The sequence below is a fragment of the Accumulibacter sp. genome (genome assembly GCF_023806565.1).
Taxonomy (GTDB): domain Bacteria; phylum Pseudomonadota; class Gammaproteobacteria; order Burkholderiales; family Rhodocyclaceae; genus Accumulibacter.
Genome location: NZ_JAMTDV010000028.1, coordinates 1 through 24,425 on the forward strand (window position 1 = coordinate 1; position 24,425 = coordinate 24,425).

26 protein-coding genes and 1 pseudogene are annotated in these 24,425 nt (G+C 61.2%); 19 read left to right on the forward strand and 8 right to left on the reverse strand.

Annotated features, from left to right (window positions below; translation table 11 throughout):
* Nucleotides 1–161 precede the first annotated feature (161 nt).
* Both NFV80_RS03460 and NFV80_RS03465 read left to right on the forward strand, forming a co-directional pair.
* The gene (locus NFV80_RS03460; RefSeq protein ID WP_012806817.1) at nt 162–485 is read left to right on the forward strand and encodes a hypothetical protein; all 324 of its coding nucleotides are present in this window, start codon (nt 162–164) and stop codon (nt 483–485) included.
* A 126-nt stretch (nt 486–611) separates the two neighbouring features.
* Nucleotides 612–911 (forward strand): CopK family periplasmic copper-binding protein, encoded by a 300-nt coding sequence (locus NFV80_RS03465; protein WP_012806816.1) that lies wholly within the window; start codon nt 612–614, stop codon nt 909–911.
* A gap of 256 nt (nt 912–1,167) precedes the next feature.
* Here the strand turns inward: NFV80_RS03465 and NFV80_RS03470 are convergent, their stop codons facing one another.
* Together NFV80_RS03470 and NFV80_RS03475 are read right to left on the reverse strand one after the other, a co-directional pair.
* Nucleotides 1,168–2,556 (reverse strand): heavy metal sensor histidine kinase, encoded by a 1,389-nt coding sequence (locus NFV80_RS03470; RefSeq protein ID WP_012806815.1) that lies wholly within the window; start codon nt 2,554–2,556, stop codon nt 1,168–1,170.
* Complete coding sequence (locus tag NFV80_RS03475; protein ID WP_012806814.1) at nt 2,553–3,230, reverse strand: heavy metal response regulator transcription factor; 678 nt, start codon at nt 3,228–3,230, stop codon at nt 2,553–2,555. Before NFV80_RS03475 ends, NFV80_RS03470 begins: the two co-directional genes overlap by 4 nt.
* Before the next feature lie 219 nt (nt 3,231–3,449).
* Between NFV80_RS03475 and NFV80_RS03480 the strand changes: the two genes are divergently transcribed.
* The 16 genes from NFV80_RS03480 (at nt 3,450) to NFV80_RS03555 (ending at nt 19,231) form a co-directional block, all read left to right on the forward strand.
* Entirely contained in the window at nt 3,450–4,709 is a 1,260-nt protein-coding gene (locus NFV80_RS03480; protein ID WP_296757854.1) for a TolC family protein, read from the forward strand.
* Complete coding sequence (locus NFV80_RS03485; RefSeq protein WP_296757856.1) at nt 4,706–5,227, forward strand: hypothetical protein; 522 nt, start codon at nt 4,706–4,708, stop codon at nt 5,225–5,227. Before NFV80_RS03480 ends, NFV80_RS03485 begins: the two co-directional genes overlap by 4 nt.
* The gene (locus NFV80_RS03490) at nt 5,227–6,378 is read left to right on the forward strand and encodes an HlyD family efflux transporter periplasmic adaptor subunit (RefSeq protein WP_296757859.1); all 1,152 of its coding nucleotides are present in this window, start codon (nt 5,227–5,229) and stop codon (nt 6,376–6,378) included. Before NFV80_RS03485 ends, NFV80_RS03490 begins: the two co-directional genes overlap by 1 nt.
* Before the next feature lies 1 nt (nt 6,379).
* The gene (locus NFV80_RS03495) at nt 6,380–9,484 is read left to right on the forward strand and encodes an efflux RND transporter permease subunit (protein WP_012806810.1); all 3,105 of its coding nucleotides are present in this window, start codon (nt 6,380–6,382) and stop codon (nt 9,482–9,484) included.
* Between the two features lie 31 nt (nt 9,485–9,515).
* Nucleotides 9,516–9,983 carry a hypothetical protein gene (locus NFV80_RS03500; RefSeq protein WP_012806809.1) on the forward strand — a complete coding sequence of 156 codons (468 nt, stop codon included), beginning with the start codon at nt 9,516–9,518 and terminating at the stop codon, nt 9,981–9,983.
* A gap of 36 nt (nt 9,984–10,019) precedes the next feature.
* A complete protein-coding gene (locus tag NFV80_RS03505; RefSeq protein WP_199931760.1) occupies nt 10,020–10,547 on the forward strand; it encodes a hypothetical protein in 528 nt (175 codons plus the stop codon).
* Between the two features lie 126 nt (nt 10,548–10,673).
* On the forward strand, nt 10,674–11,111 hold the full coding sequence (locus NFV80_RS03510) for a DUF411 domain-containing protein (protein WP_296757862.1): 438 nt from the start codon (nt 10,674–10,676) through the stop codon (nt 11,109–11,111).
* 125 nt (nt 11,112–11,236) lie between these two features.
* Nucleotides 11,237–11,668 (forward strand): hypothetical protein, encoded by a 432-nt coding sequence (locus NFV80_RS03515; RefSeq protein ID WP_041568874.1) that lies wholly within the window; start codon nt 11,237–11,239, stop codon nt 11,666–11,668.
* 52 nt (nt 11,669–11,720) lie between these two features.
* Entirely contained in the window at nt 11,721–11,876 is a 156-nt protein-coding gene (locus NFV80_RS03520; RefSeq protein ID WP_199931759.1) for a hypothetical protein, read from the forward strand.
* Between the two features lie 115 nt (nt 11,877–11,991).
* On the forward strand, nt 11,992–12,123 hold the full coding sequence (locus NFV80_RS17425; RefSeq protein WP_366143400.1) for a DUF2933 domain-containing protein: 132 nt from the start codon (nt 11,992–11,994) through the stop codon (nt 12,121–12,123).
* Nucleotides 12,123–12,785 carry an isoprenylcysteine carboxylmethyltransferase family protein gene (locus NFV80_RS03530; protein ID WP_012806803.1) on the forward strand — a complete coding sequence of 221 codons (663 nt, stop codon included), beginning with the start codon at nt 12,123–12,125 and terminating at the stop codon, nt 12,783–12,785. Before NFV80_RS17425 ends, NFV80_RS03530 begins: the two co-directional genes overlap by 1 nt.
* A gap of 4 nt (nt 12,786–12,789) precedes the next feature.
* Nucleotides 12,790–15,105, forward strand: coding sequence for a heavy metal translocating P-type ATPase (locus NFV80_RS03535; protein WP_296757867.1), 2,316 nt, complete (start codon nt 12,790–12,792; stop codon nt 15,103–15,105).
* Between the two features lie 226 nt (nt 15,106–15,331).
* Nucleotides 15,332–16,330 carry a sulfate ABC transporter substrate-binding protein gene (locus NFV80_RS03540; RefSeq protein ID WP_296757869.1) on the forward strand — a complete coding sequence of 333 codons (999 nt, stop codon included), beginning with the start codon at nt 15,332–15,334 and terminating at the stop codon, nt 16,328–16,330.
* 89 nt (nt 16,331–16,419) lie between these two features.
* The gene (gene cysT / locus NFV80_RS03545) at nt 16,420–17,310 is read left to right on the forward strand and encodes a sulfate ABC transporter permease subunit CysT (protein WP_296757871.1); all 891 of its coding nucleotides are present in this window, start codon (nt 16,420–16,422) and stop codon (nt 17,308–17,310) included.
* Nucleotides 17,292–18,167 carry a sulfate ABC transporter permease subunit CysW gene (gene cysW / locus NFV80_RS03550; RefSeq protein WP_296757873.1) on the forward strand — a complete coding sequence of 292 codons (876 nt, stop codon included), beginning with the start codon at nt 17,292–17,294 and terminating at the stop codon, nt 18,165–18,167. The genes cysT and cysW overlap by 19 nt, the downstream gene beginning before the upstream one ends.
* Entirely contained in the window at nt 18,164–19,231 is a 1,068-nt protein-coding gene (locus NFV80_RS03555) for a sulfate ABC transporter ATP-binding protein (protein WP_296757875.1), read from the forward strand. The genes cysW and NFV80_RS03555 overlap by 4 nt, the downstream gene beginning before the upstream one ends.
* 111 nt (nt 19,232–19,342) lie before the next feature.
* On the opposite strand, the pseudogene NFV80_RS03560 reads toward NFV80_RS03555, so the two are convergent.
* From NFV80_RS03560 to NFV80_RS03570, 3 genes and pseudogenes are all read right to left on the reverse strand, one after another.
* Nucleotides 19,343–19,577, reverse strand: a pseudogene (locus NFV80_RS03560) (IS3 family transposase); the annotation flags it as partial.
* Nucleotides 19,578–19,722: 145 nt separating this feature from the next.
* Nucleotides 19,723–21,081 carry an IS1182 family transposase gene (locus NFV80_RS03565; protein ID WP_034931551.1) on the reverse strand — a complete coding sequence of 453 codons (1,359 nt, stop codon included), beginning with the start codon at nt 21,079–21,081 and terminating at the stop codon, nt 19,723–19,725.
* 107 nt (nt 21,082–21,188) lie between these two features.
* The gene (locus NFV80_RS03570; protein WP_296757880.1) at nt 21,189–22,328 is read right to left on the reverse strand and encodes an IS630 family transposase; all 1,140 of its coding nucleotides are present in this window, start codon (nt 22,326–22,328) and stop codon (nt 21,189–21,191) included.
* A gap of 191 nt (nt 22,329–22,519) precedes the next feature.
* On the opposite strand from NFV80_RS03570, the gene NFV80_RS03575 reads away from it, so the two are divergent.
* Nucleotides 22,520–22,780: a hypothetical protein gene (locus NFV80_RS03575; RefSeq protein WP_012806778.1), complete on the forward strand. Its 261-nt coding sequence runs from the start codon at nt 22,520–22,522 to the stop codon at nt 22,778–22,780.
* Between the two features lie 320 nt (nt 22,781–23,100).
* Here NFV80_RS03575 and NFV80_RS03580 read toward each other — a convergent pair whose 3' ends face one another.
* From NFV80_RS03580 to NFV80_RS03590, 3 genes are all read right to left on the reverse strand, one after another.
* Nucleotides 23,101–23,403 carry a hypothetical protein gene (locus NFV80_RS03580; RefSeq protein WP_296757883.1) on the reverse strand — a complete coding sequence of 101 codons (303 nt, stop codon included), beginning with the start codon at nt 23,401–23,403 and terminating at the stop codon, nt 23,101–23,103.
* A 203-nt stretch (nt 23,404–23,606) separates the two neighbouring features.
* Nucleotides 23,607–23,894: a periplasmic Cu(I)/Cu(II)-binding protein CopK gene (gene copK / locus NFV80_RS03585; RefSeq protein ID WP_296757901.1), complete on the reverse strand. Its 288-nt coding sequence runs from the start codon at nt 23,892–23,894 to the stop codon at nt 23,607–23,609.
* A 105-nt stretch (nt 23,895–23,999) separates the two neighbouring features.
* Nucleotides 24,000–24,392: a CzcE family metal-binding protein gene (locus NFV80_RS03590; RefSeq protein WP_296757885.1), complete on the reverse strand. Its 393-nt coding sequence runs from the start codon at nt 24,390–24,392 to the stop codon at nt 24,000–24,002.
* Between the last annotated feature and the right edge of the window lie 33 nt (nt 24,393–24,425).

Below are 24,425 nucleotides of genomic sequence, written 5' to 3' on the forward strand. Positions count from 1 at the left end.
AGACCGTTCGCCATCGCCTGGGTAGCTATGCGGCATGAGCTGCGGCCTGCCGACCTCGGGGCGATCAACCGTAACCGGTCATTCGGCTGGAGATGGGTCGGTTGCCGACAGCAAGCCACGAAAACTCAGTGGCCGCTTGTGGTCCTGGAGCGACCAGCTCGATGGGAAACCGCCGAGGCCGAGCATCACCGGCCGGGTCAGACGGGAAGCAGTCGTTCACATTTTTTGGGCCACCGGCTGCCACCGACCCTTATGCAAAGCTTTCCATAAGGGTCGCTTTGCATAACGACCCATTGCTGCCTGATGATGTTTACAAGCTCTTTGGCGGCTTCCTGATCCGCAAGCTGACGGACACTGTGACCTGGGCGCCGGCTGCAGCTCGGCCGGAGCTGACCTTGAACCTGCGATCCCAATCTGTCAGCAATGAGGTCGGTATGCTGTCATTCAACGGCGATTCATTCAGCCACCTCAACAAAACCTCATAGCCAAACGAATGCTGATTGAAACGTGATTTCCTGGTCACCTCCCTGTTGGTATGCGTCTCCTAAGATGGCATCACCGTCGGACGAGATATGCCCGATGGAATCAACCCATCTCACAAGGAGTAAACCATGAAAACCAAGCTTGCCAAACTGGCCCTGATTGCGGTCTTGAGCACCTCAGGTGCGACAACCGCGTTTGCCGATGATGCTGCCCGTGCCGAAGCGAAACAGGTTGTCGATCTGAAAAACGGGGCAACCCTTTACATCTTCAATGATGGGAAAATGGCGATCGAGGACCGGTACGGTCGTGCCACTCGAACGACTCCGGGCACGGAGGTAGAGACCAGTGATGGACGGAAAATCACGACGCAGAGTGACGAGGTCGCGCGTCTGAATTCCCTGATCAACAAAGGGCACAAAGGAGGCTGAGGCTAAACAGCCGATTCCTCTGATCGTGAAGCGGCTCCTTCGGGGGCTGCTTCCGTTTGGCAGTAACGAGAAAGCAGTGAACGCATTTCCTGTCGCAGTTCGGTGCTGCTGGCCTGGACAAGCTTTGGCGAACATCTCGGGTGCAGTCCCTATGAACGCCGCAGCAACTTATCGTTGCGCCCCTGATGCACAAACGCCCGGTATGCGGTCGACACACCGGCCATAACCCAGAAGTCTGTATCAAAGGCGGTCTTGGCTACATTTGCAGCTCAAATATGGTGACCCCATCGGCCGACCGAACCGATACGGATCCTCCATGCGCTTGAATGATCGAGCGTGTGAGCGCCAGCCCCAGACCAACTCCATCGGCAAGGCGTTTCCTTGAAGGGTCTGCCCGGTAGAAACGGTCAAAGAGACGCGGCAGATGTTCTGGCGAGATCGTCTCGCCGGAGTTTTCAACCTGGATCGTTGCCATTCGGTCTTCATTCTTGCCGATCTGAATTCGTACGTAACCTCCTCGGGGGGTATGCCCAAAGGCATTCGACAGCAAGTTGCCGATGGCTCTACGCAACATCAACCGGTCTCCGGTTACGGTAGCGCTCCCGTCTACAGTCAGAGCAACGCTGTTTTCCTCGGCGACAGCCTCGTAGAACGAGGCTAATCCTTCCGCCTCTGCCCGAAGATCAACGGCCTCGAGATTTGGTACCACGAGGTTATTGTCGGCCTTGGCGAGGAACAGCATGTCGGCGATCATTTTCGCCATGCGCTCCAGTTCCTCCGCGTTTGACGCAAGTACATCCTGATATTCGTCAATCGTCCTGACACGCAAGAGCATGACTTGGGTCTGCGTCAGCAGATTGCTCACCGGCGTTCGCAGTTCGTGGGCAATATCCGAGGAGAAATCCGACAACCGCCGGAAAGAATCCTCCAGACGGGCTAGCATCTGGTTCAGAGTCTCGGCAAGATCCACCAGTTCGATCGGGATCGATTCGGTAGCTAACCTGGAGTGCAGGCGATCCGCTGTAATGGCCGCTGCCTCCAGCTTGATCGCGTGCAATGGCGCCAACCCGCGTCTGACAGCCACCCAGCCGAGAAATCCGGTCATGAGTGCAGCCAGAATCACGACAGACCATAATGTGAATCGAAACCAACTCATGAAGTGTTCGTGCTTCGATATGTCCGTCGCTACGGCAACGACGGCAGGTTTCGCCCCCTCGATGCCGGTTTTGACCATCGCCGAAATCCCGCGCAGCGGTATGTGATCCGTCGATTTCCAGATGATCGGACCCGAGTTGGTCATATCAGGGCTTCGCGCAAGCAAGACCTGTGGAAACTCGGCACCACTGGTAACAAACAGGGTTTGTCCTGAAGGCGCCACCACAATGACCGCCAGGCCATGATGCCCCACCAGGGAGTCATCCAGTTGCTGTGGCAAAGCATCTAGGTCGCTTTGCGAATGAACCTTTTCCAGCGCGTGCCGGGTCAGTTCCAGTTTGCCGGTCAGTACCTCCATGTCCTGCACTTCGAAATGGTGCTCGACTGAATTGCCGATCAAAAGCCCAAGCACAAGCAGGACGGCGGTCGATGCCGAAGCGAATAGCAGCGTCAGGCGGAAAATGATGGATTTGCGTCCGGCTGATTTCACTCGGCGATCTCCAACACATACCCCATTCCACGAACGGTGCGGATCAGCTTGAGTTCGAAGTCTTCGTCGATCTTGAGCCGCAAACGCTTGATCGCCACCTCGATAACGTTGGTGTCACTGTCGAAGTTCATGTCCCACACCTGAGAGGCGATCAGCGAGCGCGGCAGCACTTCGCCCTGCCGTCGCAACAGCAATTCGAGCAGAGCGAACTCCTTCACCGTCAGGTCGATTCGCCTGCCGGCGCGGGTGACGCGCCGCCGCATCAGGTCGAGTTCTAGATCGGCTGCGCGCAGATACTCGGACTCCTTCGTCTTGCTGCCGCGCCGCAGATGGATACGCACGCGCGCCAACAGTTCGGCGAAAGCGAAGGGCTTCACCATGTAATCGTCCGCCCCTAACTCCAGGCCGTGCACACGATCCTGCACCTGATCGCGGGCCGTCAGGAACAATACCGGCATGTCCTTGCCGGCCCTGCGAATGCCCTGTAACACCGCCCAGCCGTCGATACCGGGCAGCATGACATCCAGTATCGCCAGGTCATAGGCATCGGTCTGAGCGAGATGCAACCCATCAAGGCCATCACGCGCCAGGTCGACAACGAACCCGGCTTCGGTCAGGCCTTGTCGCAGGTAATCCCCGGTTTTGATCTCGTCTTCGACCACCAGTATTTTCATGTGCATCTCCCGTGTTGCAATTTGGGCTATTCTGCGCCGGCAACTTAGGCAATCCCCCAAGATTACCGAAATGTAATCTGAAGGTCAGCATGGCGTTAACTGGTGTTACGCAGAATTCGCTCATCGTCGAACAGGAGCGAACGCTGTGGAAACTCATACTCGAAATCGTCAGGAAATTGCGGGCCGTCGCCTATTCCTGCTTCTTTCTTCCCGGCAGTCATGAAACCCGTGAGGTTTCATCAATTCCGCCAACTGAGGCGAGCGGCAGTTTGCGCCACCGTACTGCTTGCCGGTCTATCCGTACAGGCGGCAGAAACGCCAAAATCCGGACTGGCGACAGCCGTCGAACAGGCCTGGCACTTGAACCCGCAAGCCGCCGGATTGGATGCCCGCGAGGCCGAAGCACGCGCAGCGCAGGATGTCGCGGCTGGGCTGACGCCCGAGCCAGGTTCGGTCAGCATCGGCAACTTGAACGACCGGTTCGACCGCAATCAGGGCAAGCAGGAATACGAGGTCGAACTGGCGGTGCCGTTGTGGCTGCCCGGCCAGAAAGCGGCGCGCGAAGCCGAGGCAAGCAGTCGCATTGACGAAGCCGTTGCCAGACGCACCGCCGTGCGTCTGGAGGTCAGCGGCGAAGTGCGGGAGGCATGGTGGGCGTTGGCCGCAGCCCGCAGTGCCAAGGTTCTGGCCTCGCGTCGTCTGGAAACCGCCCGCGCTTTGGAAACCGACGTCATGCGGCGCTACAAGGTGGGCGAACTGTCGCGCATCGATGCCAACCTCGCGCAATCCGAGACCCATGCCGCCAATGCCGAATTGATCGAAGCGGAAGCAAACCTGCTCCAGGCCGAGCAGGCCGTACAAGTCCTTACTGGTTCTCCTGCCCCGAAGAATCTGGACGAAGAGTCGCCGACAACGCGACGACTGGCGGATGAAACCGGCGATTCAGCCGCATCTCATCCCTTGCTGGCTGTTACCGCCGCCGCCGCGCGCAGCGCCCGTGCGCGCGTCAAGGTCGCGGATGAGTCGCGTCGTGCCGCGCCGGAACTGACGCTGCGGGTCGTGCGCGAGCGGGACGACTTTGCCGACTCCTATTCCAACAACGTAGGCATCAAACTCAAGATCCCGTTCTCGTCCGGTTCGCAAGTACGTCGGGAAACGTCGGCGGCACAGGCCGAGGCGAATCAGTCCGATGCCGATTTGCTGCGTACCCACACCCGGGTCCGGCTCGACGCCGAGCGCGCGCAGCGCAACCTGCAATCGGCCGAACGCCAGTTCACCATGGCGCAGGAGCGCCGCCAGCTTTCCGCCGAGAACCTGCGCCTTGCCGAGAAAGCCTTTGCGCTAGGCGAATCCGATCTGACGACCTTGCTGCGCATTCGCTCCGCCGCCTTCGATGCCGATGCCTTTCTTGACCGCCAGCGCGTCGCCCGCGCCGCTGCGATATCGCGTTTGAACCAATCCATGGGGGTGCTGCCGTGAGACATGCTGTTGCCGTTGTTCTATTTTCCGTGGCCTTCTCGGCTTTTGGCCACGGTGGGGAGGATCACGGCGCACCGCCGCCCCCTGTTACCCAGGCGGTCGAGCCCCGTGCCGCCGCAGCGACAGAGGAATTCGAAGTCGTCACGTCGCTCGAAGGCAAGAAGCTGGTGGTGTATGTGGATCGTTTCGCCAGTAACGAACCCGTGGTGCAGGCCAAGGTGGAAATCGAGGGTGCGGGGCTGAAGGGCGTGGCCAGCGAAACCACACCCGGAACCTACGTGCTCGATGTCGCCACACCGCTGCCGCCGGCCATGCACCCGCTGACCATCAGCGTCGAGGCCGGCGACAGTATCGATCTCCTCTGCGCCACACTGGACACCACCGCCTCCGTGACCACTGAGGTGCATACCCACGGCTGGCGCGAGTGGGTCGTCTGGGCTTTGCCCGGAGCGCTGCTGCTGATCACCGGAATATGGTTTGCCGTTCGGCGTCACAAACGCGCCAAGAAGGGGATTTGATGATGCGCAAGATCGATTTGCATGTACTGGTGACCGCGCTGGCATTAAGTATGGTCACGGAGGCAGCCTTGGCTCACGGGAACGAAGATCACAGTCAGGACGCCAAGAAGAAGGCGCCGGCCGCTGTGTCGGCGGTAGGCACAACCGGGGTGACTGCAGCGCTGCAGCGGTTGGCCGACGGCAGTCTGTTCGTGCCGAAGCCGGTGCAACGCCAGCTCGGCTTGCGTACCCAGCCGGTGCGTATCGCCGAACTGGCGGCGACGGTCGAATTGAATGGCCAGATTATTCCCGATCCGGAAACCAGCGGTCGGGTGCAGGCCATGTTCGCCGGCAGCGTCATCCCTGGCCCAAAGGGCATGCCGACGGCCGGAAGAAAGGTCGCCAAGGGCGAAGTCCTGGTCTACCTGCGACCGATCAGCGGTGCCATCGAGCGTGGCAACCAGAAAGCCAGCCTCGCAGAACTCGAAGCGCAACTGGCCATCGCCAAGGGCAAGATGAAGCGCTTCGAGCAACTCGAAGGCGCCGTGCCGCAGAAGGAGATCGAGGCGGCGCGCATCGAGCATGCCGCCTTGCAGCAACGGCGGGCCTATGTCCGGGCCAGCATCGACTCCGCCGAACCCCTCGTGGCACCGGCAGCCGGCATCATCAGCGCCTCGCATCACTTGCTGGCCGGGCAGGTGGTCGACGCCAAGGAAGTGCTGTTTGAAATCGTCGATCCCGCCCGCCTCGCCGTGGAGGCGCTGGCTTACGATGTCGGCATCGCCAAGACACTGGTTTCCGCCAGCGCCTTGGCAGATCAAACGGCGCTGGACCTCAAGTTTGTCGGCGGCGGTCAGCAACTGCGCGAGCAGGCTTTGCCCCTGCTGTTTCGCATCACAAACCGCAACGCGGCAGTGGCCGTCGGTCAGCCGGTCAAGGTGTTCGCCCGCACCGAGCAAGGCGTCAAGGGTGCGACTGCGCCGAGGACGGCACTGACACAAGTCGGTGCTGGCGAGACGGCGGTCTGGGTGCATATCGAGGCTGAGCGCTTCGTTGCCCGCCGGATTCGCCACCAGTCGCTCGATGCGGCCAACGTCGCCATCCTCGACGGCCTGCATGACGGCGACCGCGTGGTGACCGTCGGCGCCGGGCTGCTCTCGCAGGTGCGCTGATATGTTCGACTACATCGTTCACACCGCGCTCAAGCAGCGGTTGATCGTCCTCGGCATCTCACTGCTGCTGATCATCTACGGTGCGATCACCCTGCGGCAGATGCCGGTCGACGTCTTCCCCGACCTCAACAAGCCAACGGTGACGCTGATGACCGAGGCCGGCGGCATGGCCCCTGAGGAGGTCGAGCAACTGGTGACCTTCCCGGTCGAATCGAGCATGAACGGCATGCCGGGCGTGACGCGCGTCCGCTCGGTGTCAGGCATCGGTCTGTCGATCATCTATGTCGAATTCGAATGGGGTTCGGACATTTATCGCAACCGTCAGCAGATTGCCGAGCGGCTGAATCTGGTGCGCGAGGCCCTGCCGCCCGGCATCGTGCCGCAGCTCGGGCCGATCTCGTCGATCATGGGCGAGATTTTGCTGATCGCGCTCCCGGCCGATCCCGACAAGATCAGTCCGATGACCGTCCGCGAATACGCAGACTGGGTGATGCGTCCGCGTCTGCTGACGATTCCCGGTGTCGCCCAGGTCATCCCGATCGGTGGCGAGGTGCGGCAATACCGGGTGGAGATCAAGCCGGCACAGTTGCAGGCGCTGGGTATCGAGCGCGAGAAGCTGGAGGCCGCCCTGAAGGACTTCGGCGCCAACACCAGCGGCGGCTTTCTTGAAGCCCAGGGCCGCGAATACCTGATCCGCCAGATCGGCCGCAGCTCGCGCATTGAAAACCTGCAAAATCTCGTTGTGGCGACCAAGAATGGCCAGCCGATCCTGCTCCGGCAAGTGGCGGACGTGAAACTCGCCCCGGCCGTCAAGCGCGGCGACGGCAGTTACAAGGGCAAGCCGGCAGTGATTTTGTCGGTGCAGAAACAGCCGGCTGCCGACAGCGTCCAGCTGACCCGCGAAGTCGAGAAAGCAATGGCCGAGCTCGGCAAGAGCCTGCCCAAGGGATTCGATACGCCGTCCTTCCTGTTCAAGCAGGCCGACTTCATCGAGCATTCGGTAAACAACGTTGAAGAGGCACTACGCGACGGCGCCATCCTGGTGGCCGTGATCCTCTTCGTGTTCCTGCTCAATGTGCGCACCACGCTGATTTCGTTGATGGCGATTCCGGTGTCGCTGCTCGTTACGGCGCTGGTGTTCCATTACTTCGGCCTGTCGATCAACACCATGACGCTGGGCGGTTTGGCCATCGCCATCGGCGAGCTGGTGGATGACGCGGTGGTCGGCGTGGAGAACGTGTTGCGACGTCTGAAGCTGAACCGGGCCACTGATTCGCCGCGCCCGGTGGCGGAAGTCATCGCCGCCGCGACGCTGGAAGTGCGCTCCGCCATCGTCTATGCGACCGTGATCATCGTCCTGGTGTTCGTGCCGCTGTTCGTGCTGCCGGGCATCGAGGGCCGGCTGTTTACCCCGCTCGGCGTCGCCTACATCGTCTCGATTCTCGCCAGCATGATCGTTTCGGTAACGCTGACGCCGGTGATGGCCTACTACCTGCTGCCGCAGATGAAGCAGCTCCACGCCGGGGACAGCCCGTTGGTGATCTGGCTCAAGCGCTGGGATGCCAAGCTTCTGCATTGGTCGTTCGGTCATGCACGCCGCCTGCTGGCCGGGGCCGCGGCGCTGGTCATCATCGTCGCGGCGAGCGTGCCCTTCTTTCCGCGCTCCTTCCTGCCGCCTTTCAACGAGGGCACGCTGACGGTCAATGTCCTGCTCAATCCCGGTACCTCGCTCGCCGAATCCAACAGCATCGGCACTTTGGCCGAGCAACTGGTGATGCAAGTGCCCGAGGTCACGCAGCTCGGACGCCGCACCGGCCGCGCGGAGCTCGATGAGCATGCGGAAGGCGTGCACTACACCGAAATGGACGTCGACCTGAAAGCCTCGGCGCGCAGCCGTGAAGAGATCATTGCCGACATCCGGCAGCGTCTTGCCAGCCTGCCGGCCGCCTCCAACGTCGGCCAGCCAATTTCGCACCGGCTTGATCACCTCCTTTCCGGTGTGCGCGCCCAGATTGCGCTGAAGATCTACGGCGACGATCTCGATACCCTGCGCGGCCTGGCGGCCGAGATGCGCGACCGGCTGGCACGGATTCCCGGCGTCGCCGATCTGCAGATCGAAAAGCAGGTGCTGATCCCGCAGATCAAGATTCGCCTCGACTACGAGCAGGCAGCTCGCTACGGCGTGGCGCCCGGCAGTTTGTTGCGTGGGCTGGAACAGATGATCGAGGGCGAGAAAATCACCCAGATCATCGAAGGCAACCGCCGCTTCGATCTATTGGTGCGCCTGCCGGAATCCGCGCGCGGGCCGCAGGCGCTGGCCGACCTGTTGATCGAGACGCCAACGGGCTACGTCCCACTGTCCAAGATTGCCAGCGTCGAGGAAAGCGATGGTCCCAACCAGGTCAGCCGCGAAAACTCACGTCGCCGTATCGTGCTCTCGGCCAACACCGACGGCCGCGACATGTCAAAGGTGATCGCCGACATCCGCGCCGAGCTGGCCGCGAAGCCGCTCCCGGAGGGCTATTTCACCGCGCTCGAAGGACAGTTCCAGGCGCAGGAGCAGGCTGCCAAACTCATCACCTTGCTGGCGCTGGTGTCGCTGACGATGATCTTCATGGTGCTCTACAGCCGCTACCGCTCGATGGCGCTGACACTGATCATCATGGGCAACATCCCGCTGGCGTTGATCGGCAGCGTGATCGCCTTGTGGATTTCCGGCCAGCCGCTGTCGGTCGCTGCGCTGGTCGGCTTCATCACCTTAACCGGCATCGCCACGCGCAATGGCATCCTCAAGATCAGTCATTACATCAATCTGTGCGCCTTCGAAGGCGAAACCTTCGGTCAGCACATGATCGTGCGCGGGTCGCTGGAGCGGCTCACCCCGGTGCTGATGACCGCGCTGGTCGCCGCCTTCGCGCTGATGCCGCTGCTGCTCTCGGCCGATGCTCCGGGCAAAGAAGTGCTGCATCCGGTGGCGGTAGTGATCTTCGGTGGCCTTATCAGCTCCACTTTGCTCGATACGCTGCTGACCCCGGTGATGTTCTGGCTATGGGGACAACGTCCCCTGGATAGCCTGTTGGCCAGTCAGGAAAAAGAGAGTTTCTGACCCTTTCAACCCGCCCAAGGAGATGTTTGCCATGAAGAAAGCCCTGTTCCTGATTGCTGCCGCCAGTGCATTTGCTCTGGCGAGCCCGACGTTGCTTGCCCACACCGACGAAGCCCTGGATACCCAGAAAGCGCCCAACGGCGGCCAGTTGCGCATGGCCGGCGCCTATCACTACGAACTGGTAGTCGCCAAGGACAGCAAGGAAGCGAAGGACAACCCGGTGGTCGTGTATGTCACCGACCATGCCGGTACAAAGGTGCCGACGGCAGGTGCAAAAGGTACGGTAACCATCCTTTCCGGAAAAGCCAAGGTCACCGTCAGCCTGATACCGGATGGCGACAACCGACTAAAGGGTTCGGGCGCCTACGCCTCAGCGCCGGATATGAAGGCTATCGTTTCGGTCACGCTCCCGAACAAGTCTCCAGAACAAGCTCGCTTCACGCCACTGGACAAACCGATGCTCTCTACTCAGGACGGGCACGCCGGGCACTCGCACTGAACGGAACGCGCCGTTGAACACTTCGGGAGCGAAAACTTGGACATCGTTGCACATGGTCTTTGGGCTGGCCTCGGCATTGCTTGGGCCGGAAAATATCATCGCATAAACACAAAGACGAAGATGGCGACGATCGGGCTGGCGGTTGCCCCCGATCTCATACATTTGCTCCCCCTGATGATCGCGGCGCCATTCGCGGCAAATGGGCTGGAAATATTCACTGCCTATGTCAATGCTTCACCGGGCTTTGAGCCTCCGTTGTCCCCCAACCTCAATCAACTTACCCATCATCTGCATTGCGTGATGCACAGTGCCTTGGTGGCCGGCGCGATTACTGCTGCCGTTTGGTTGTGGCTGGGGCGCCTCTGGGTTCCACTATTGGGTTGGTGGTCGCATATTCTGATAGATGTATTTACGCATTCGGCGGAGTTCTACCCTTCCCCCGTCTTATATCCACTGACCTACTGGGGATTCGATGGCATCGCATGGAATGCGCCGTGGTTTATGTCTATCAACTACGCTGTGATGACCATCGTTGCCTACATCATCTTCTTGCGACGAAATTGATCGATACCACCGATTTCAAATGATGCCTACTTGCGCCGCAGAATGACAGAAATGTAATCCCGCGGTCAGGCTGGTGTTGGTGTCCGCAGTTCATACTGAACCCATCGAATCACAAAGGAGTCCCACATGAAACCCGCTATCCGCACCACAGTCCTGCTTGCCCTGTTCGCGCCTGCCGTATGGGGGGCCGAAGCGCTGCCGACCGTCAAGGTTTACAAGACACCGACCTGCGGCTGCTGCAGCAATTGGGTGGATCACATGAAGGCCAGCGGGTTCAAGGTCGTCACGCAGGACATGAACGACGTCACCCCGCACAAGCAGCGACTGGGCGTCCCACCGGCGATGGGCTCCTGCCACACCGCCGAGGTTGCCGGCTACCTGATCGAGGGCCACGTGCCGGCCGCCGACGTCAAGCGCCTGCTCGCCGAGAAGCCGCAGGCCAAGGGCCTCGTCTCCCCGGGAATGCCGCAGAGCGCACCCGGCATGGACGCGCCCGGCAAGCAGCCCTACGAGATTTTCCTCGTGCGCCAGGACGGCAGTACCGCAACTTACGCACGTCATTAACCCCGGGAGGATTAATTGATGCGACACAGCGGATTTTCTCTCGTCCTTCCGGCGAAGCGCGCTGGGTGGCGGGCCTGCACTTCTGGCTTTGAAGTCGTTTCACAACATCGATCAAAGAGAATTTTTTGAGAACCGTCGCCCTTTCAGCAATTGCTGTTTCACTTGCCCTTGCCATGCCGGCATTCGCTGAGGAATCGCATCACCCGGCGCAACCCGGCGGGGCGCCAACTACCCAGGCGCAGGCGGATGGCAAGACCGTGCAAAAGATGCAGGACAACCTGGGCCGAATGCACACCCAGCTCCAGCGGCTGGCGAAAGCGAAGACCGCCGACAAACGCCAGAAACTCATGGACGAGCATATGAAGACGATGCAGGAGAACATGGGCATGGCCACGGGGATGCAATCGGGCATGATGGACTGTCCGATGATGCAGGGGGGCATGGGAATGATGGGACAAGGCAAGGTTTCCCAGCACGACATGATGTCCAAACGCATGGAGATGATGATGCAGGGCCGCATGGGCATGCCGCTGGGCGAGCCCCCGAAACCAGCCTGACCACATTCATGGAGGCATTGCCATGTGGGGATACGATCACGGAGGAGGCCTGATGGGCATCGGCATGATTCTGCTCTGGTTGATACCGATCGCCTTGCTGGTCTGGCTGTTCGCCAAAGCGGCGGCCGGTCGCACCAGCAAGGACGAAACGCATCGACCCCCGCCACCTAAGTCATTACCAGCAGGTGAATACGATGCAAACCCATGACCATTCCCCACACGGGACACTGCATGCGACAACCGCCAGGATAAGCCGGCGCTCCCGCTGGGTCTTGGGAGGCTTCGCACTCCTCGCCGTTCTGCTCCTAGCTTTTGAGCACTGGATGCACCTCTCCGGCCTGATTGGCTGGCTGCCCTACCTGGTCCTGCTAGCCTGCCCGCTGATGCACCTGTTCATGCACGGCGGCCATGGCCATGGTGGAGGCGACGGCAGATCCAACGATGGAGCAGGATAATGACAGAAACTGCTCCCGCCTATGGTTTGTGGTCGCTGGTGCTGATCAACTCGGTGCTGTTCATCTTCTTTGCCTTCAGCTTCTTCAAACCTCAAAGCGCTCGCGACTGGCGCACTCTGGGCATGTTTTCGGCCTTCGTGCTTGCGTTGTTCACGGAGATGTATGGCTTTCCGCTCACCATCTATCTGCTCTCGGGCTGGCTGACCAAGCAGTTCCCCGGCGTGGACTTCCTCGCCCATGACTCGGGGCATCTTCTGGAAGTGATGTTCGGCTGGCGCGCCAATCCGCACTTCGGGCCGTTCCACCTGTTGTCAGCGGCGTTGATCGGCGGCGGCTTCTGGTCGCTCGCGGCCGCATGGCGCGTGCTCTATGCGGCGCAGGCAAGCGGTCGGCTGGCGACCAGCGGCCCTTACGCGCGTGTGCGTCATCCGCAGTACGTCGCCTTCGTCCTGATCATGGTCGGGTTCCTGCTTCAATGGCCAACGCTGATTACGCTGGTGATGTTCCCCATCCTGCTCGTCGTGTATGTGCGTCTCGCCCGGCGCGAGGAGCGCGATTCCGCTGCTGCCTTTGGCGAGGCATGGATACGCTATGCCAGCATGACGCCGGCCTTCTTTCCACGTTGGAACGACGGACAGAACCCGGCGTCGCCAAGGAGTTGACCGCATGAGTCACGATCACGCTATTCATGGCCACACCCACCATGCCACGAGCGCGAGAGATCCGGTATGCGGCATGGATGTGTCGCTGGATGCCGGTAAGCCGACTGCAGAACACGCGGGCACGGTTTTTCACTTCTGCTCGCAGAAATGCCACGACAAGTTCGTTGCCGACCCGCAGCGCTATCTGTCTCCCGCGCCGACGAAAGCAGAGGCAGAGTCGGCGGGCACCGAATATGTCTGCCCAATGCACCCGGAAGTCCGCCAGTTCGGGCCGGGCACCTGCCCGAAGTGCGGCATGGCCCTGGAACCCGCCGTGCCCGAACTGGAACGTGAGGAAGACGATGGTGAGTTTCGGGATTTCCGGCGACGCTTCTGGGGCAGTCTGCCGCTCACCGTCGCCGTAGTCCTGCTGGCCATGGCCGGGCACCTCGTCGCCGGATTGACCCCGGCAGCGCGTACCTGGGCCGAGTTGTTACTCAGCACTCCGGTCGTTCTTTGGGCGGGAGGGCCGTTCTTCGTGCGCGGCTGGCAGTCCATCGTCCGGCGCAGCCCGAACATGTGGACACTGATCGGCATCGGCACCGGCGCCGCTTTTGTCTACAGTGTCGTGGCGGCCTTGGCGCCCGGCCTGTTCCCGGACTCGTTCGAAGCCCACGGCCGCATCGGCGTCTATTTCGAGGCGGCAGCAGTGATCATCTCGCTGACCCTGCTCGGGCAGATGCTGGAACTGCGCGCCCGCTCGAAAACCTCGGCGGCGATCAAGTCCCTGCTCGGCCTCGCACCCAAGACCGCCCGACGCATCCGGCCGGACGGCAGCGAGGAAGACGTGCCGCTGACGCATGTTCACGTCGGTGACATCCTGCGCGTGCGGCCGGGCGAGAAGGTGCCGGTGGATGGCGAAGTCACGGAAGGCGCCAGTGCGGTTGACGAATCCATGCTGACCGGCGAACCCCTGCCCGTGACAAAGTGGCCCGGCGACAAGGTGATCGGCGCTACGCTCAACACCTCAGGCAGCCTGGTGATCCGCTCCGAAAAGGTCGGTGCTCAGACCGTGCTCGCCCAGATCGTCCAGATGGTCGCCCAGGCACAGCGTTCCAAAGCGCCGATGCAGCGTCTGGCCGACGTCGTGGCCGGCTATTTCGTGGTGGCGGTGGTCGGGATCGCACTGCTCTCCTTCTTCGGCTGGGGGATCTTCGGCGGCGAGCGCGGCTGGCTGTTCGGCCTCATCAACGCCGTCTCAGTCCTGATCATCGCCTGCCCCTGCGCGCTGGGCCTGGCCACGCCTATGTCGATCATGGTCGCCACCGGCAAGGCCGCGACGCAGGGGATATTGTTCCGCGATGCGGCGGCCATCGAGCGCCTGTGCGAGATCGACACCCTGATCGTGGACAAGACCGGCACGCTGACGGAAGGCCGCCCGGCCTTCGAGCGCGCGGTCGCGGCGCCGGGGCTCGCCGAAGACGAGGTACTGCGGCTGGCGGCCAGTCTCGATCAGGGCAGCGAGCATCCGCTCGCCGACGCCATCGTCCGGGCGGCCCGGGAAAAGGGGCTGACGCTGGACAAGGCCGAGAACTTCGAGTCCTCCAGCGGCATCGGCGTGCGCGGCAGCGTCGGCGGACGCCGCCTTGCGCTGGGCAATACCGTGCTGATGGAACAGGAAGGCGCGGACGTGTCGCCCTTGGCGGCTCAGGCCGAGGAACTGCGGCGCGAGGGGGCGAGCGTCATGCACCTGGCCGCCGGCAGTCGGCTACTGGGCCTGCTGGCTGTCGCCGATCCGGTCAAAACAAGCACGCCTGAGGCTCTGGCCGTGTTGCGCCAAGCAGGACTGCGAGTGATCATGGCCACCGGCGATGGCGAGACGACGGCGCGCGCCGTCGGACAGCGGCTCGGCATCGACGAGGTGTACGGCGAGGTCAAACCGGCCGACAAACTGGCACTGGTCGAGCGCCTGCAGAAGGAAGGGCATGTCGTGGCCATGGCCGGCGACGGCATCAACGACGCCCCGGCACTTGCCAGGGCGGACGTCGGTATCGCCATGGGCACCGGCACTGATGTAGCCATTAACAGTGCCCAAGTCACGCTGGTCAAGGGCGACCTGCGCGGCATCGCCCGCGCTCGCCTGCTCTCGGCGGCAACGGTCGGCAACATGCGCCAAAACCTCGCCTTTGCCTTCCTCTACAACGCACTGGGCGTGCCGATCGCGGCGGGTGTGCTGTACCCGAGCTTTGGATTGGTTCTGTCGCCGATCATCGCCGCTGCTGCCATGAGCCTGTCGTCGGTGAGCGTGGTCGGCAACGCATTGCGGCTGCGGGGTAGCTGAAGATCGGGACAGCCTTGCCTGACACACGCCATCACTCAATATGCCCCATCTTGATTGTCGGCGGCTTGAAGAATTTTCAATGATGGCCGCTCGCATGAATGGCGAATAGTGCCGATGATTGGTTTATGTGCGGCTTTGCGCTTGGTGTAATAAGTAAATCCAAAAACTGTCTTTGTGGTTATAAGTGACCCCGCTAGATTAGCGGCCATCCATAGCGAGGTGAATCATGACCCATTTCCGTAAGTCGATAGCTACCGTTCTGCTCAGCCTGGTTGCCGGGGCTGCCCTGGCCGATGCCACGCTGCTCAACGCGTCCTACGACGTCGCGCGCGATGTCTACAAGGACTACAACCCGATGTTCCAGAAGTACTGGAAAGCCAACGCTGGCGAAAGCGTGGAGCTGAAGCAGTCGCACGGCGGCTCGACCAAGCAGGTGCGGGCCGTGGCCGACGGGCTGGAGGCCGACGTGGTGACGATGAATCAGGCCAACGATATCCAGTTCTTGGCCGAGAAAGCTCTGGTCGCCAAGGACTGGGCGAAGAAATTCCCGAACAACGCGTCGCCGTACACGTCGGCGATGGTCTTCATCGTGCGCAAGGGCAACCCGAAAGCCCTGAAGGATTGGTCCGATCTGGCTGCGCCCGGCATTCAAGTCATCCTGCCGCACCCGAAGAACACCGGCAATGGCCGCAATACCTACCTGTCGGCTTGGGCCTGGGCCTTGAAGCAGCCGGGTGGCAGCGATGCCAAGGCGCAGGAATTCGTCGGCAAGCTGCTGAGGAACGCCCCGTTGTTCGCCGCCGGAGGCCGTGATGCGACGACGACCTTCATGCAGCGCGGTCTGGGCGACGTACTGGTGACTTTCGAATCCGAAGCCGAAATGATCGCCAAGGAGTTCGGCAAGGGCAATTTCGAGGTGGTCTATCCCAGCCTGACCATGCAGACCGAGTTCCCGGTCGCTGTCGTCGAGAAGGTGGTGGACAAGAAGGGAACGCGCAAGCAGGCCACGGCTTACCTGGAGTACCTGTGGTCCAAGGAAGGCCAGGAGAACGCCGCGCAGAACTACCTGCGGCCGCGTGACGCCGAGCTGCTGAAGAAGTATGGGGCGTTCTTCCCGCCGGTGAAGACATTCACCGTCGATGAGGTGTTCGGCGGTGCCAACAAGGCATTTGCCACCCACTTCAAGGATGGCGGCACTTTCGACCAGATTTACGTCGCCAAGTAAGCGTTCGCCTGCCAAAGCCGGCCGGGTTCTGCCCGGCCTGAGGCTTTGCTGCGGTCGACCGGAAAATTTGGCTAGAAACAAGAATACTCATGTCCGCAAAATCCCAACGCGTGTTGCCTGGCTTCGGTCTGGCGCTGGGCTACACGCTGCTCTATCTCTCGCTGCTGATCCTGCTGCCCCTGGGCGGCATGATCCTCAAGGCATCCGAACTCAGTTTCGGCCAGATTCTCGACATTGCGCTCGGCGAACGGTCGCTGGCAGCCTTTCGCGTCACCTTCCTGTCGTCGCTGCTGGCCGCGTCGATCAATGCCTTCTTCGGGCTTATCGTCGCCTGGATCCTCGTCCGCTATCGCTTCCCCGGCAAGCGCTTCGTCGATGCGCTGGTCGATCTGCCCTTCGCACTGCCGACAGCGGTGGCCGGCATCACGCTGGCCACGCTTTACGCCGGCAACGGCTGGTTGGGGCAGTACCTTGAGCCACTGGGGGTCAAGGTGGCCTATACGCCGCTCGGCATCATCGTCGCCCTGACCTTCATTACCCTGCCCTTCGTCGTGCGCACCTTGCAACCGGTGATCGAGGATATCGAAACCGAAGTCGAGGAGGCAGCCGCCTCGCTCGGCGCCTCGCGCTGGCAGACCTTCGTAAAAGCGATTTTCCCGGCCATCGGCCCGGCCTTGCTCACCGGCTTCGCGCTGGCCTTTGCCCGGGCGCTCGGCGAATTCGGCTCGGTCATCTTCATCGCCGGCAACCTGCCGCTGATTTCCGAAATCGTGCCGCTGCTGATCATCTCCAAGCTGGAGCAGTACGACGTGCTCGGCGCCACCGCGCTGGCCGTGGTCATGCTGGCCTTTTCCTTCGTGCTGCTGCTGGTCATCAATGCGCTGCAATGGTGGGCAGCCAATCGGCACAAGAACAGCGAGCCGTTGGAAGTGGCGGCTGGCAAGGCCAAGGCAGGTGCGGCATGCGTGGCAACAAACTGACGCGCGCCACGCAGGAACCGGCCTGGGTACGTTACACGCTGCTGACGGTTGGTCTCGGCTTCCTGTTCTTCTTCCTCGGGCTGCCGCTGGTCGCGGTTTTCGTCGAAGCGCTGGCGCAGGGCCTGCCGATCTATCTTGAGGCGCTGAAGGAATCGGAAACCCGTTCGGCGATCTGGCTGACCATCGTCATTGCGCTGGCCGTGCTGCCCTTCAACATCCTGTTCGGCGTCGCTGCGGCCTGGGCCATCGCCAAGTTCGAGTTCAAGGGCAAGAGCCTGCTGATCACGCTGATCGACCTGCCCTTCGCGGTGTCGCCGGTGGTCGCCGGCCTGATCTTCATCCTCATGTTCGGCTCGCAGGGCTATTTCGGCGAGTGGCTGGCGGCCAAGGACGTCAAGATCATCTTCGCCGTGCCGGGCATGATCCTCGCCACCCTGTTCATCACCTTCCCCTTCATCGCCCGCGAGCTGATCCCGCTGATGCAGTCACAGGGCAAGGACGAGGAAGAGGCGGCAATCTCGCTCGGCGCCTCCGGCTGGCAGATGTTCTGGCGCGTCACCCTGCCCAATATCAAGTGGGGCCTGCTCTACGGCGTGATCCTGTCGAACGCCCGGGCGATGGGCGAATTCGGCGCGGTGTCGGTGGTTTCCGGCCACATCCGCGGCGAGACCAACACGCTGCCGCTGCACGTCGAGATCCTCTACAACGAATACAACGCGATCGGCGCCTTCGCCGCCGCCTCCGTGCTGGCCCTGCTGGCACTGGTGACGCTGGTGGCCAAGACCATCGTCGAATGGCGCATGAAGGCCGAGACCGACATGCTGAACGCTGAACTCCCCGGCGAGAAAACTTCATGAGCATCGAAATCCGCAACATCTCCAAGCGCTTCGGCAATTTCGTCGCGCTCGACAACATCAACCTCGATATCCCGACCGGAGAGCTGGTCGCGCTGCTCGGCCCCTCCGGTTGCGGCAAGACGACCTTGCTGCGCATCATCGCCGGCATGGAAACCGCCGATCAGGGCGAGATCCTGTTCTCCGGCGCCGAAGCGACCCATCTGCACGCCCGCGAGCGCAATGTCGGTTTCGTCTTCCAGCATTACGCGCTGTTCCGCCACATGACGGTATTCGAGAATGTCGCCTTCGGCCTGCGCGTCAAGCCGCGCAAGGAGCGCCCGTCCGATGCCGAGATCAAGCGCCGGGTCATGGAACTGCTCGGCCTGGTCCAGCTCGACTGGCTGGCGGATCGTTATCCGTCGCAACTCTCCGGTGGCCAACGGCAGCGGATTGCACTGGCCCGCGCCCTCGCCGTCGAGCCCAAGGTGCTGCTGCTCGACGAGCCCTTCGGCGCGCTCGACACCAAGGTACGCAAGGAACTGCGCCGTTGGCTGCGCCGCCTGCACGACGACATGCACATCTCGTCGGTGTTCGTCACCCACGACCAGGAAGAAGCGCTGGAAGTCGCCGATCGCGTGGTGGTCATGAACCACGGCAAGATCGAGCAGATCGGCTCGCCGGACGAGGTGTATTCCAGCCCCGCCTCGCCCTTCGTGTACCAGTTCCTCGGCAACGTGAACGTCTTCCATAGCCGGGTGCAGGGAGGTTACGCCGAAGTCGAGTGCCGCGAGAAGCCGGAGCGGGCCACCGCCTTCGTCCGGCCGCACGATATCGACATCACCCACTCGATTGCCGAAGGCAGCCTAGAGGCGACTGTGCAGCATGTGCATCCGATCGGACCGGTGGTCCGTATCGAGTTACTGCATGGGCGGGTAATCGTCGAAGTCGAACTGTCGCGCGAGCGCCACGAGGCGCTGCAACTGGTGGTCGGCCAGCAGGTCTGGTTCCGGCCGCGTCAGCTCCGCGTCTTCGGGGCCGACAATCAGCCCGCGGCTGCGTCGGAAAAACAGGCTTTCCTGTTCTGATCCGGGGCAAATCGGGCGAACGGGGGCGGGTGATATAATCGGCCCCCACTTCGTCTGCACAACCGTACCCGGTGATATTGAGGTCGGTTGCAAATCGTAGAGTCCGACGGGTTAAGCGGCCATCTGCATTGCATAGTATTGCTGACTGAAAGCGGTGGGCGACAGATGGCCGAGTCGAGCCTGCTCTCGGATGCGGTTGTAGAAGATCTCGATGTATTCCGTGATCTCGCGTTTGGCCTGCTCGCGGGTCGCGAAGCGACAGTGATGCACCAGTTCAGTCTTCAGTGAATCCCAGCAGCTTTTCCATCGGTGCGTTGTCCCAACAGTTGCCCTTGCGACCGAGGCTGTGTGAAAACCCCTTGGCTGTGTACTCCAAACTAGCAGCCTGTCGGACTTGAGGTTTAGAAAACCGCCAAATTTCACAATGCGGAATGAAAAGGCCGGATTTTCTCGACTTTGCGGCCTTTTGGACGGTTTTCTCCTCGTTTTCCCTACTGTGGGCGCAATTTGGCCATGCGCTTCAAGTTCCACGCCAGGCAGACCAGCGTCCACTCGCCCGTGACCTTCTTCAAACCGCGCAGCGAGAACTGGCGAAAGCCCATGACCGATTTGATGATACCGAAGACCGGCTCGACGGTCTGCTTGCGCAAGGCATAGAGGGCTCGTCCCGCTTTGGTCTTCAAGCGATGCGACAGGGCCTGCACGGGTGTCGCATTCTCCGGCAGCGGCGCCGGTTCGCTGTGCCGCTCCCGCCAGTCAGGGTGGTGCTCGTCGCGAGCCACCGCGATCACCGGATCGATACTGGCGGCCTCGCATGCCTTGATGTTCTTCTCGCTGCAGAAGCCACTGTCGGCGATCAAACTTTCCACGGGACCCAGCACCTCGGCTTGTGCCTTGAGCGTCGCCAGCATCGGCTCGACCTGCTCTTTGTCATTGGGGGCTTGCGTCACGCCGACCGCCACAACCAGCATCGTCGCCGCATCAACCCCGGCCTGGGCGTTGTACGCTTGTTCGAAGCGGCCACCGGCCACCGGCATGATGCGCGATTCTTCGTCGGTCAGATTGATCTGGTCACTGTCCCGTGCGCCGGGCTCGGGGGCTTTCGGCGGCTTGCCGCCCAACTTCTTGCCGGCCGCTTCTTCCTTGGCCGCGCGCCGCGCCATTTTCTCGTCGTAATCGGCTTTCTCTCGCTGATAACGCTCTTCGGCCCGGGCAGCAATCTTCGCCTTGGCCACTGCCATCGCCGCCAGCCGATCTTCACGACGCTTGATTTCTTCGGGCAGGCTGACGCCGTCCGGAACGTCGGCTTGATCCGCCTGTTCCGCCAAGCTGAAGAGTTCCTGCACCTCAGCCTTGAGCTGGGCTTCCAGCTTTTCGATGTGTCCGTGGGAGAGCGCGCTGTGCCTTGAGGCGTTGGCGTCGATCTTCGTGCCGTCAAGACAGACGTTACCTAGCTTGAGCAGCTTCATTTCCTTGGCCATCGCCAGGACCTGCAGAAACAGGTCGCTCAGTTCGTCCAGAAAACGCCGGCGGAACGTCGCCAGGCTGTCGTGATCGGGATGGCTTCCGGCGGCAATGTAGCGGAAGGCTACCGAATCGTAGGTTGCCCGCTCCAGCCTGCGGCTGGAGAAAATACCCGTGGCGTAGCCATAGACCAGAATTGCCAGCAGGGTCGCCGGATGGTACGCCTTCGATCCACGTCCAGCGTACTGTCGCGTCAGCTTCGACAGGTCCAGCTGGTCGACTACCTCCACGATGAATCGCGCCAGGTGATCCTGGTTCAGCCAATCGTCCAGTGACGGCGGTAGCAGGTAGTCGGTCTTACGGTCGGTGACGATGAAGTGGGACATGCCGGCCCTCGGTTGCTTCAAAAGGCATGATTATAGCATATCCGGTGGGGAGCAAGCCGAAAGTCCGACAGGCTGCTAGTAGTACGTTCCGCGAAAACATGGTCAGATCAGGCTATGGCGAGATCGAACTTCTTCCAACGAAAGACGACTGGGGCCGCGTTCATCTCGTCGACTCCTTGGTGGATGCGTGCCTTGAGTTCGTCCAGAGAAGTGACCCGGATATGCCGCAAGAAGGTGCGAGCCATCTTCGAGAAGGCGCACTCGATGAGGTTGAGCCACGAGCCGTGTTTGGGGGTGTGGACATACTCGAAGCGCCCAGGGCGCGTCGCGAGGAAGGCCCGGGTTTCCTTCGAGATGTGTGCCGAATGATTGTCGAGAACGAGGCGAACGATCGCCTCTGGAGGATAGTGGGCGTCGATGTCCTTGAGCAACTCAATGAACTCGGCGCTACGGTGCCGATCCTCGACTCGCTCGAAGATATGACCGGAGTGCAGATCAATGCCAGCCAGAATCGAGACGGTGCCATGGCGAACGTACTCGTAATCGCGCCCGAGGGTGGGCGCTTTGTCAGGCACCGGAGGCAAGTCCGGCGCCGTCAGCCCCAGCGCCTGAACACCTGGCTTCTCGTCGACGCTCACGGTGTAGATCGGATTTGGACGCGCATCATGAACAGCCCCCTCCCGGTACAAAGCCACATCCTGATAAACCATCAGAACCTCTTGCATCTTCCGATCGAAATCCGGGTCGCGCCGTTCCAGGTAATAGCTGATCTTGTGCGGCTTGATCTGCCGCTCGTTGAGAATCCGCCAGACGGTACTCTTGCCCGCTTGCGCCAAACGCGGATGGCCAGCCTCCTCGGCATGGCTCGAGACAAATTCCGCCAACGCCGAAATCGACCACACTTCCGCTGCCCGTCCATGATCTTTCGGTTTGGTACAGGCCAAACTGACCACCCAGGCCTTGGCCTCCTCGCCAATCTCAGGCTCATGCGGGCGATGATAGGCATCCTTCAGCCCAGCCGCCACACCTTCGGCCAGGGCTTTGTCGATACACTTGTACACCGTCGAACGTCCCACTCCCACTCGGCGCATGACCTCAGTAATCGACCGGTTCTCCGCGTACGCCAGAAGAATCTTCGCCCTCTCGGCTTCACGTACCGGCGCCGTTCTCGACCGGGCCAGATTCCAGAGCATCTCCTCTTCCGCCGCCGTCACTGCCAGTGCCGCCCGACTCGTCTTTCCGGACATGACCACACCTCACACAGAAAAGGCTTGAAATCATGTCATTATCACTGAATGTTCATGTCTATTGTTGAAACGAACTACTAGGGCGTGGTGCGTTAATTCCTGTACGGAGGTGCAGGAATGAAGCGATTTATCGAGGAGGCAGATTCAACTCTGAAGTGCAACGACGTTATGACGCGAGTGGTGGACCAGGGGTGCTACTTCGTTCTGGCGATCGGCCCGACCAGCAGGTAACCGCCTTCCGCGCCAACATCGGCGAGACGGTGCTGGCCGGTCTGCACGAGCACTTCCCGCGCATCGAGCGCTCGACCACCAGCAGCATGCAATACGACAAGACGCTCGCGCAATTCCGTCGGCGGCCGGAACCGCCAGGCCAGATGCTGGGGTGGGTCTGCCGCGGTGACCCGTCCTACCTCGACCTGGCAAACGACCGGATGGAACTGGTGCCGCACTGATCGTGGAAAAGCAATGCCCGCGTGCCGGCTGGACCGACAGTGTTTTGAGAGCAGGAGGAAGGGCGCCGTTTGTCAGAATCGGCCTATTAAGGAACAGCAAATGCTTATATGGCCTCAAATTGGAGCTTCGCTCCCACTGGGCCGAATTGCGAACGGTGGCTTCCGTGTTGCCGGGTGATGCGGTGAACGGCTGCTCTCGCGGACCGCGATCGTCTGCTGTCGGCGGTTTGCCGCCACCACGATCCCCCATCGGGCGCGTCGCCACGGATCTCCGACATCTCTTCCCGGTAACGGTATGCTTTGTCCGGGCACGGCACCGCTCATGGGGATTGCCCCTTGCCGGAAGTTCCCGCCTGTCCGGCAATCGCCACATCGCCGGGCAGCAGGCGGATCGCTGGCTTCTGCAGTCGCAGCGGCACACTGGCGCCGGGGACGATTCCCCGCCGCTGCGCGACGGCGGCGCCGATGGCGAAGTTCAGTGTCGCCTCGCGGCGGCGGTCGACGCGGGCGCTGACGGTGGCGTGTCCGCGCGAGGCGAGGCGCTCGCTGACGACCGCGCTGACGGTGTTCTCGCGTTCGCTCTGTTCGCCCATGTAAACCAGTGTCGTCCTTGGAAGAGACACTGAACATCATGGAACGGGAAACAGGCCAGCATTTCGACCCGGCGATCTATGCCGTCTTCCGACAGATTGCTCTGAGGCTATACGAGCAAGGCCAGTCCAGAGATCACGCCCAATGGATACTGGAATTGAAGGTGATGCTTGAACGGTGCCTCAAAATGAAAACGGCCCCCGAAGGAGCCGCTGCATTCACGTGACGTGGGAAATCAACCGCCCGTATGACCTTCCTTCAACAGGTTGTCGAGGCGCATGACTTCGTCGCCGTGCATGATGATCTTCTGACCATCCTTGGTTTCCATCACCATGCCTTTCTCCATGCGAATCGCACGACCGAGTTTGTCCTCCATGCCCATTTTCCCATCCTTGAAAATGTAGACCGTCGAGCCATCCTTCAGCTCAATCACTTGCTTTGCAGCAGCGCGAGCAGCATCGGATGCGAATGCGGTCACTGAGACCGCGCTCATCAGGGCAACCATCAGCATTTTTTTCATCATTTCAATCTCCTCAAGAAGTTGTACTGCAGTATGAATAGTAGGGTGTTGATCCTGACAATTTGCCATCCAGTAAGTGACAAGTTCGTCACTCATCTGTCAGGCTGATCAACTGCCTTGGTAGAAATGGTTCTCGGTTAGATAGACTGTGATGCCGTCGGCTTCCGGTACGATCTTGGAGAGCGGAAAGGCCGCCGTGCCGAGCGTATCGAAGGTCCAGACAACACTCTTGCCATCGACATTGAGCTTGAGAGTTTCCAGGCGCGTGACGTTGAGATACTTGCCACCGCTGGGCAGGCTGACCTCGCGGTCGGCATTTTTCGTGGCGGCGTAGCCGAACGGAGCCAGTTGATTGGCCGTCGGAGCGCTCTGGCTTTCCGAAACGTGGCGCAGCCAGTGGTCGATGCGGGCTTCGGAATAATCTTCGTGCGCGTAGCTCGTTCCGGCGGCAGCGAGGCCGATCGCAGCGATCAGGGCAAGTTTGGAAAAATTCGTTTTCATGGTTCTCTCCTTGTGACATCGGGTTAATCGTGT

Coding starts and splice junctions, on each gene's coding strand:
- NFV80_RS03460 (WP_012806817.1), top strand. CDS start 162: ATGGGAAACCGCCGAGGCCGAGCATCACCGGCCGGGTCAGACGGGAAG.
- NFV80_RS03465 (WP_012806816.1), top strand. CDS start 612: ATGAAAACCAAGCTTGCCAAACTGGCCCTGATTGCGGTCTTGAGCACC.
- NFV80_RS03475 (WP_012806814.1), bottom strand. CDS start 3,230: ATGAAAATACTGGTGGTCGAAGACGAGATCAAAACCGGGGATTACCTG.
- NFV80_RS03480 (WP_296757854.1), top strand. CDS start 3,450: ATGAAACCCGTGAGGTTTCATCAATTCCGCCAACTGAGGCGAGCGGCA.
- NFV80_RS03490 (WP_296757859.1), top strand. CDS start 5,227: ATGATGCGCAAGATCGATTTGCATGTACTGGTGACCGCGCTGGCATTA.
- NFV80_RS03495 (WP_012806810.1), top strand. CDS start 6,380: ATGTTCGACTACATCGTTCACACCGCGCTCAAGCAGCGGTTGATCGTC.
- NFV80_RS03500 (WP_012806809.1), top strand. CDS start 9,516: ATGAAGAAAGCCCTGTTCCTGATTGCTGCCGCCAGTGCATTTGCTCTG.
- NFV80_RS03510 (WP_296757862.1), top strand. CDS start 10,674: ATGAAACCCGCTATCCGCACCACAGTCCTGCTTGCCCTGTTCGCGCCT.
- NFV80_RS03520 (WP_199931759.1), top strand. CDS start 11,721: ATGGGCATCGGCATGATTCTGCTCTGGTTGATACCGATCGCCTTGCTG.
- NFV80_RS17425 (WP_366143400.1), top strand. CDS start 11,992: ATGCACCTCTCCGGCCTGATTGGCTGGCTGCCCTACCTGGTCCTGCTA.
- NFV80_RS03530 (WP_012806803.1), top strand. CDS start 12,123: ATGACAGAAACTGCTCCCGCCTATGGTTTGTGGTCGCTGGTGCTGATC.
- NFV80_RS03535 (WP_296757867.1), top strand. CDS start 12,790: ATGAGTCACGATCACGCTATTCATGGCCACACCCACCATGCCACGAGC.
- NFV80_RS03540 (WP_296757869.1), top strand. CDS start 15,332: ATGACCCATTTCCGTAAGTCGATAGCTACCGTTCTGCTCAGCCTGGTT.
- cysT (WP_296757871.1), top strand. CDS start 16,420: ATGTCCGCAAAATCCCAACGCGTGTTGCCTGGCTTCGGTCTGGCGCTG.
- cysW (WP_296757873.1), top strand. CDS start 17,292: ATGCGTGGCAACAAACTGACGCGCGCCACGCAGGAACCGGCCTGGGTA.
- NFV80_RS03555 (WP_296757875.1), top strand. CDS start 18,164: ATGAGCATCGAAATCCGCAACATCTCCAAGCGCTTCGGCAATTTCGTC.
- NFV80_RS03565 (WP_034931551.1), bottom strand. CDS start 21,081: ATGTCCCACTTCATCGTCACCGACCGTAAGACCGACTACCTGCTACCG.
- NFV80_RS03570 (WP_296757880.1), bottom strand. CDS start 22,328: ATGTCCGGAAAGACGAGTCGGGCGGCACTGGCAGTGACGGCGGCGGAA.
- copK (WP_296757901.1), bottom strand. CDS start 23,894: ATGATGAAAAAAATGCTGATGGTTGCCCTGATGAGCGCGGTCTCAGTG.
- NFV80_RS03590 (WP_296757885.1), bottom strand. CDS start 24,392: ATGAAAACGAATTTTTCCAAACTTGCCCTGATCGCTGCGATCGGCCTC.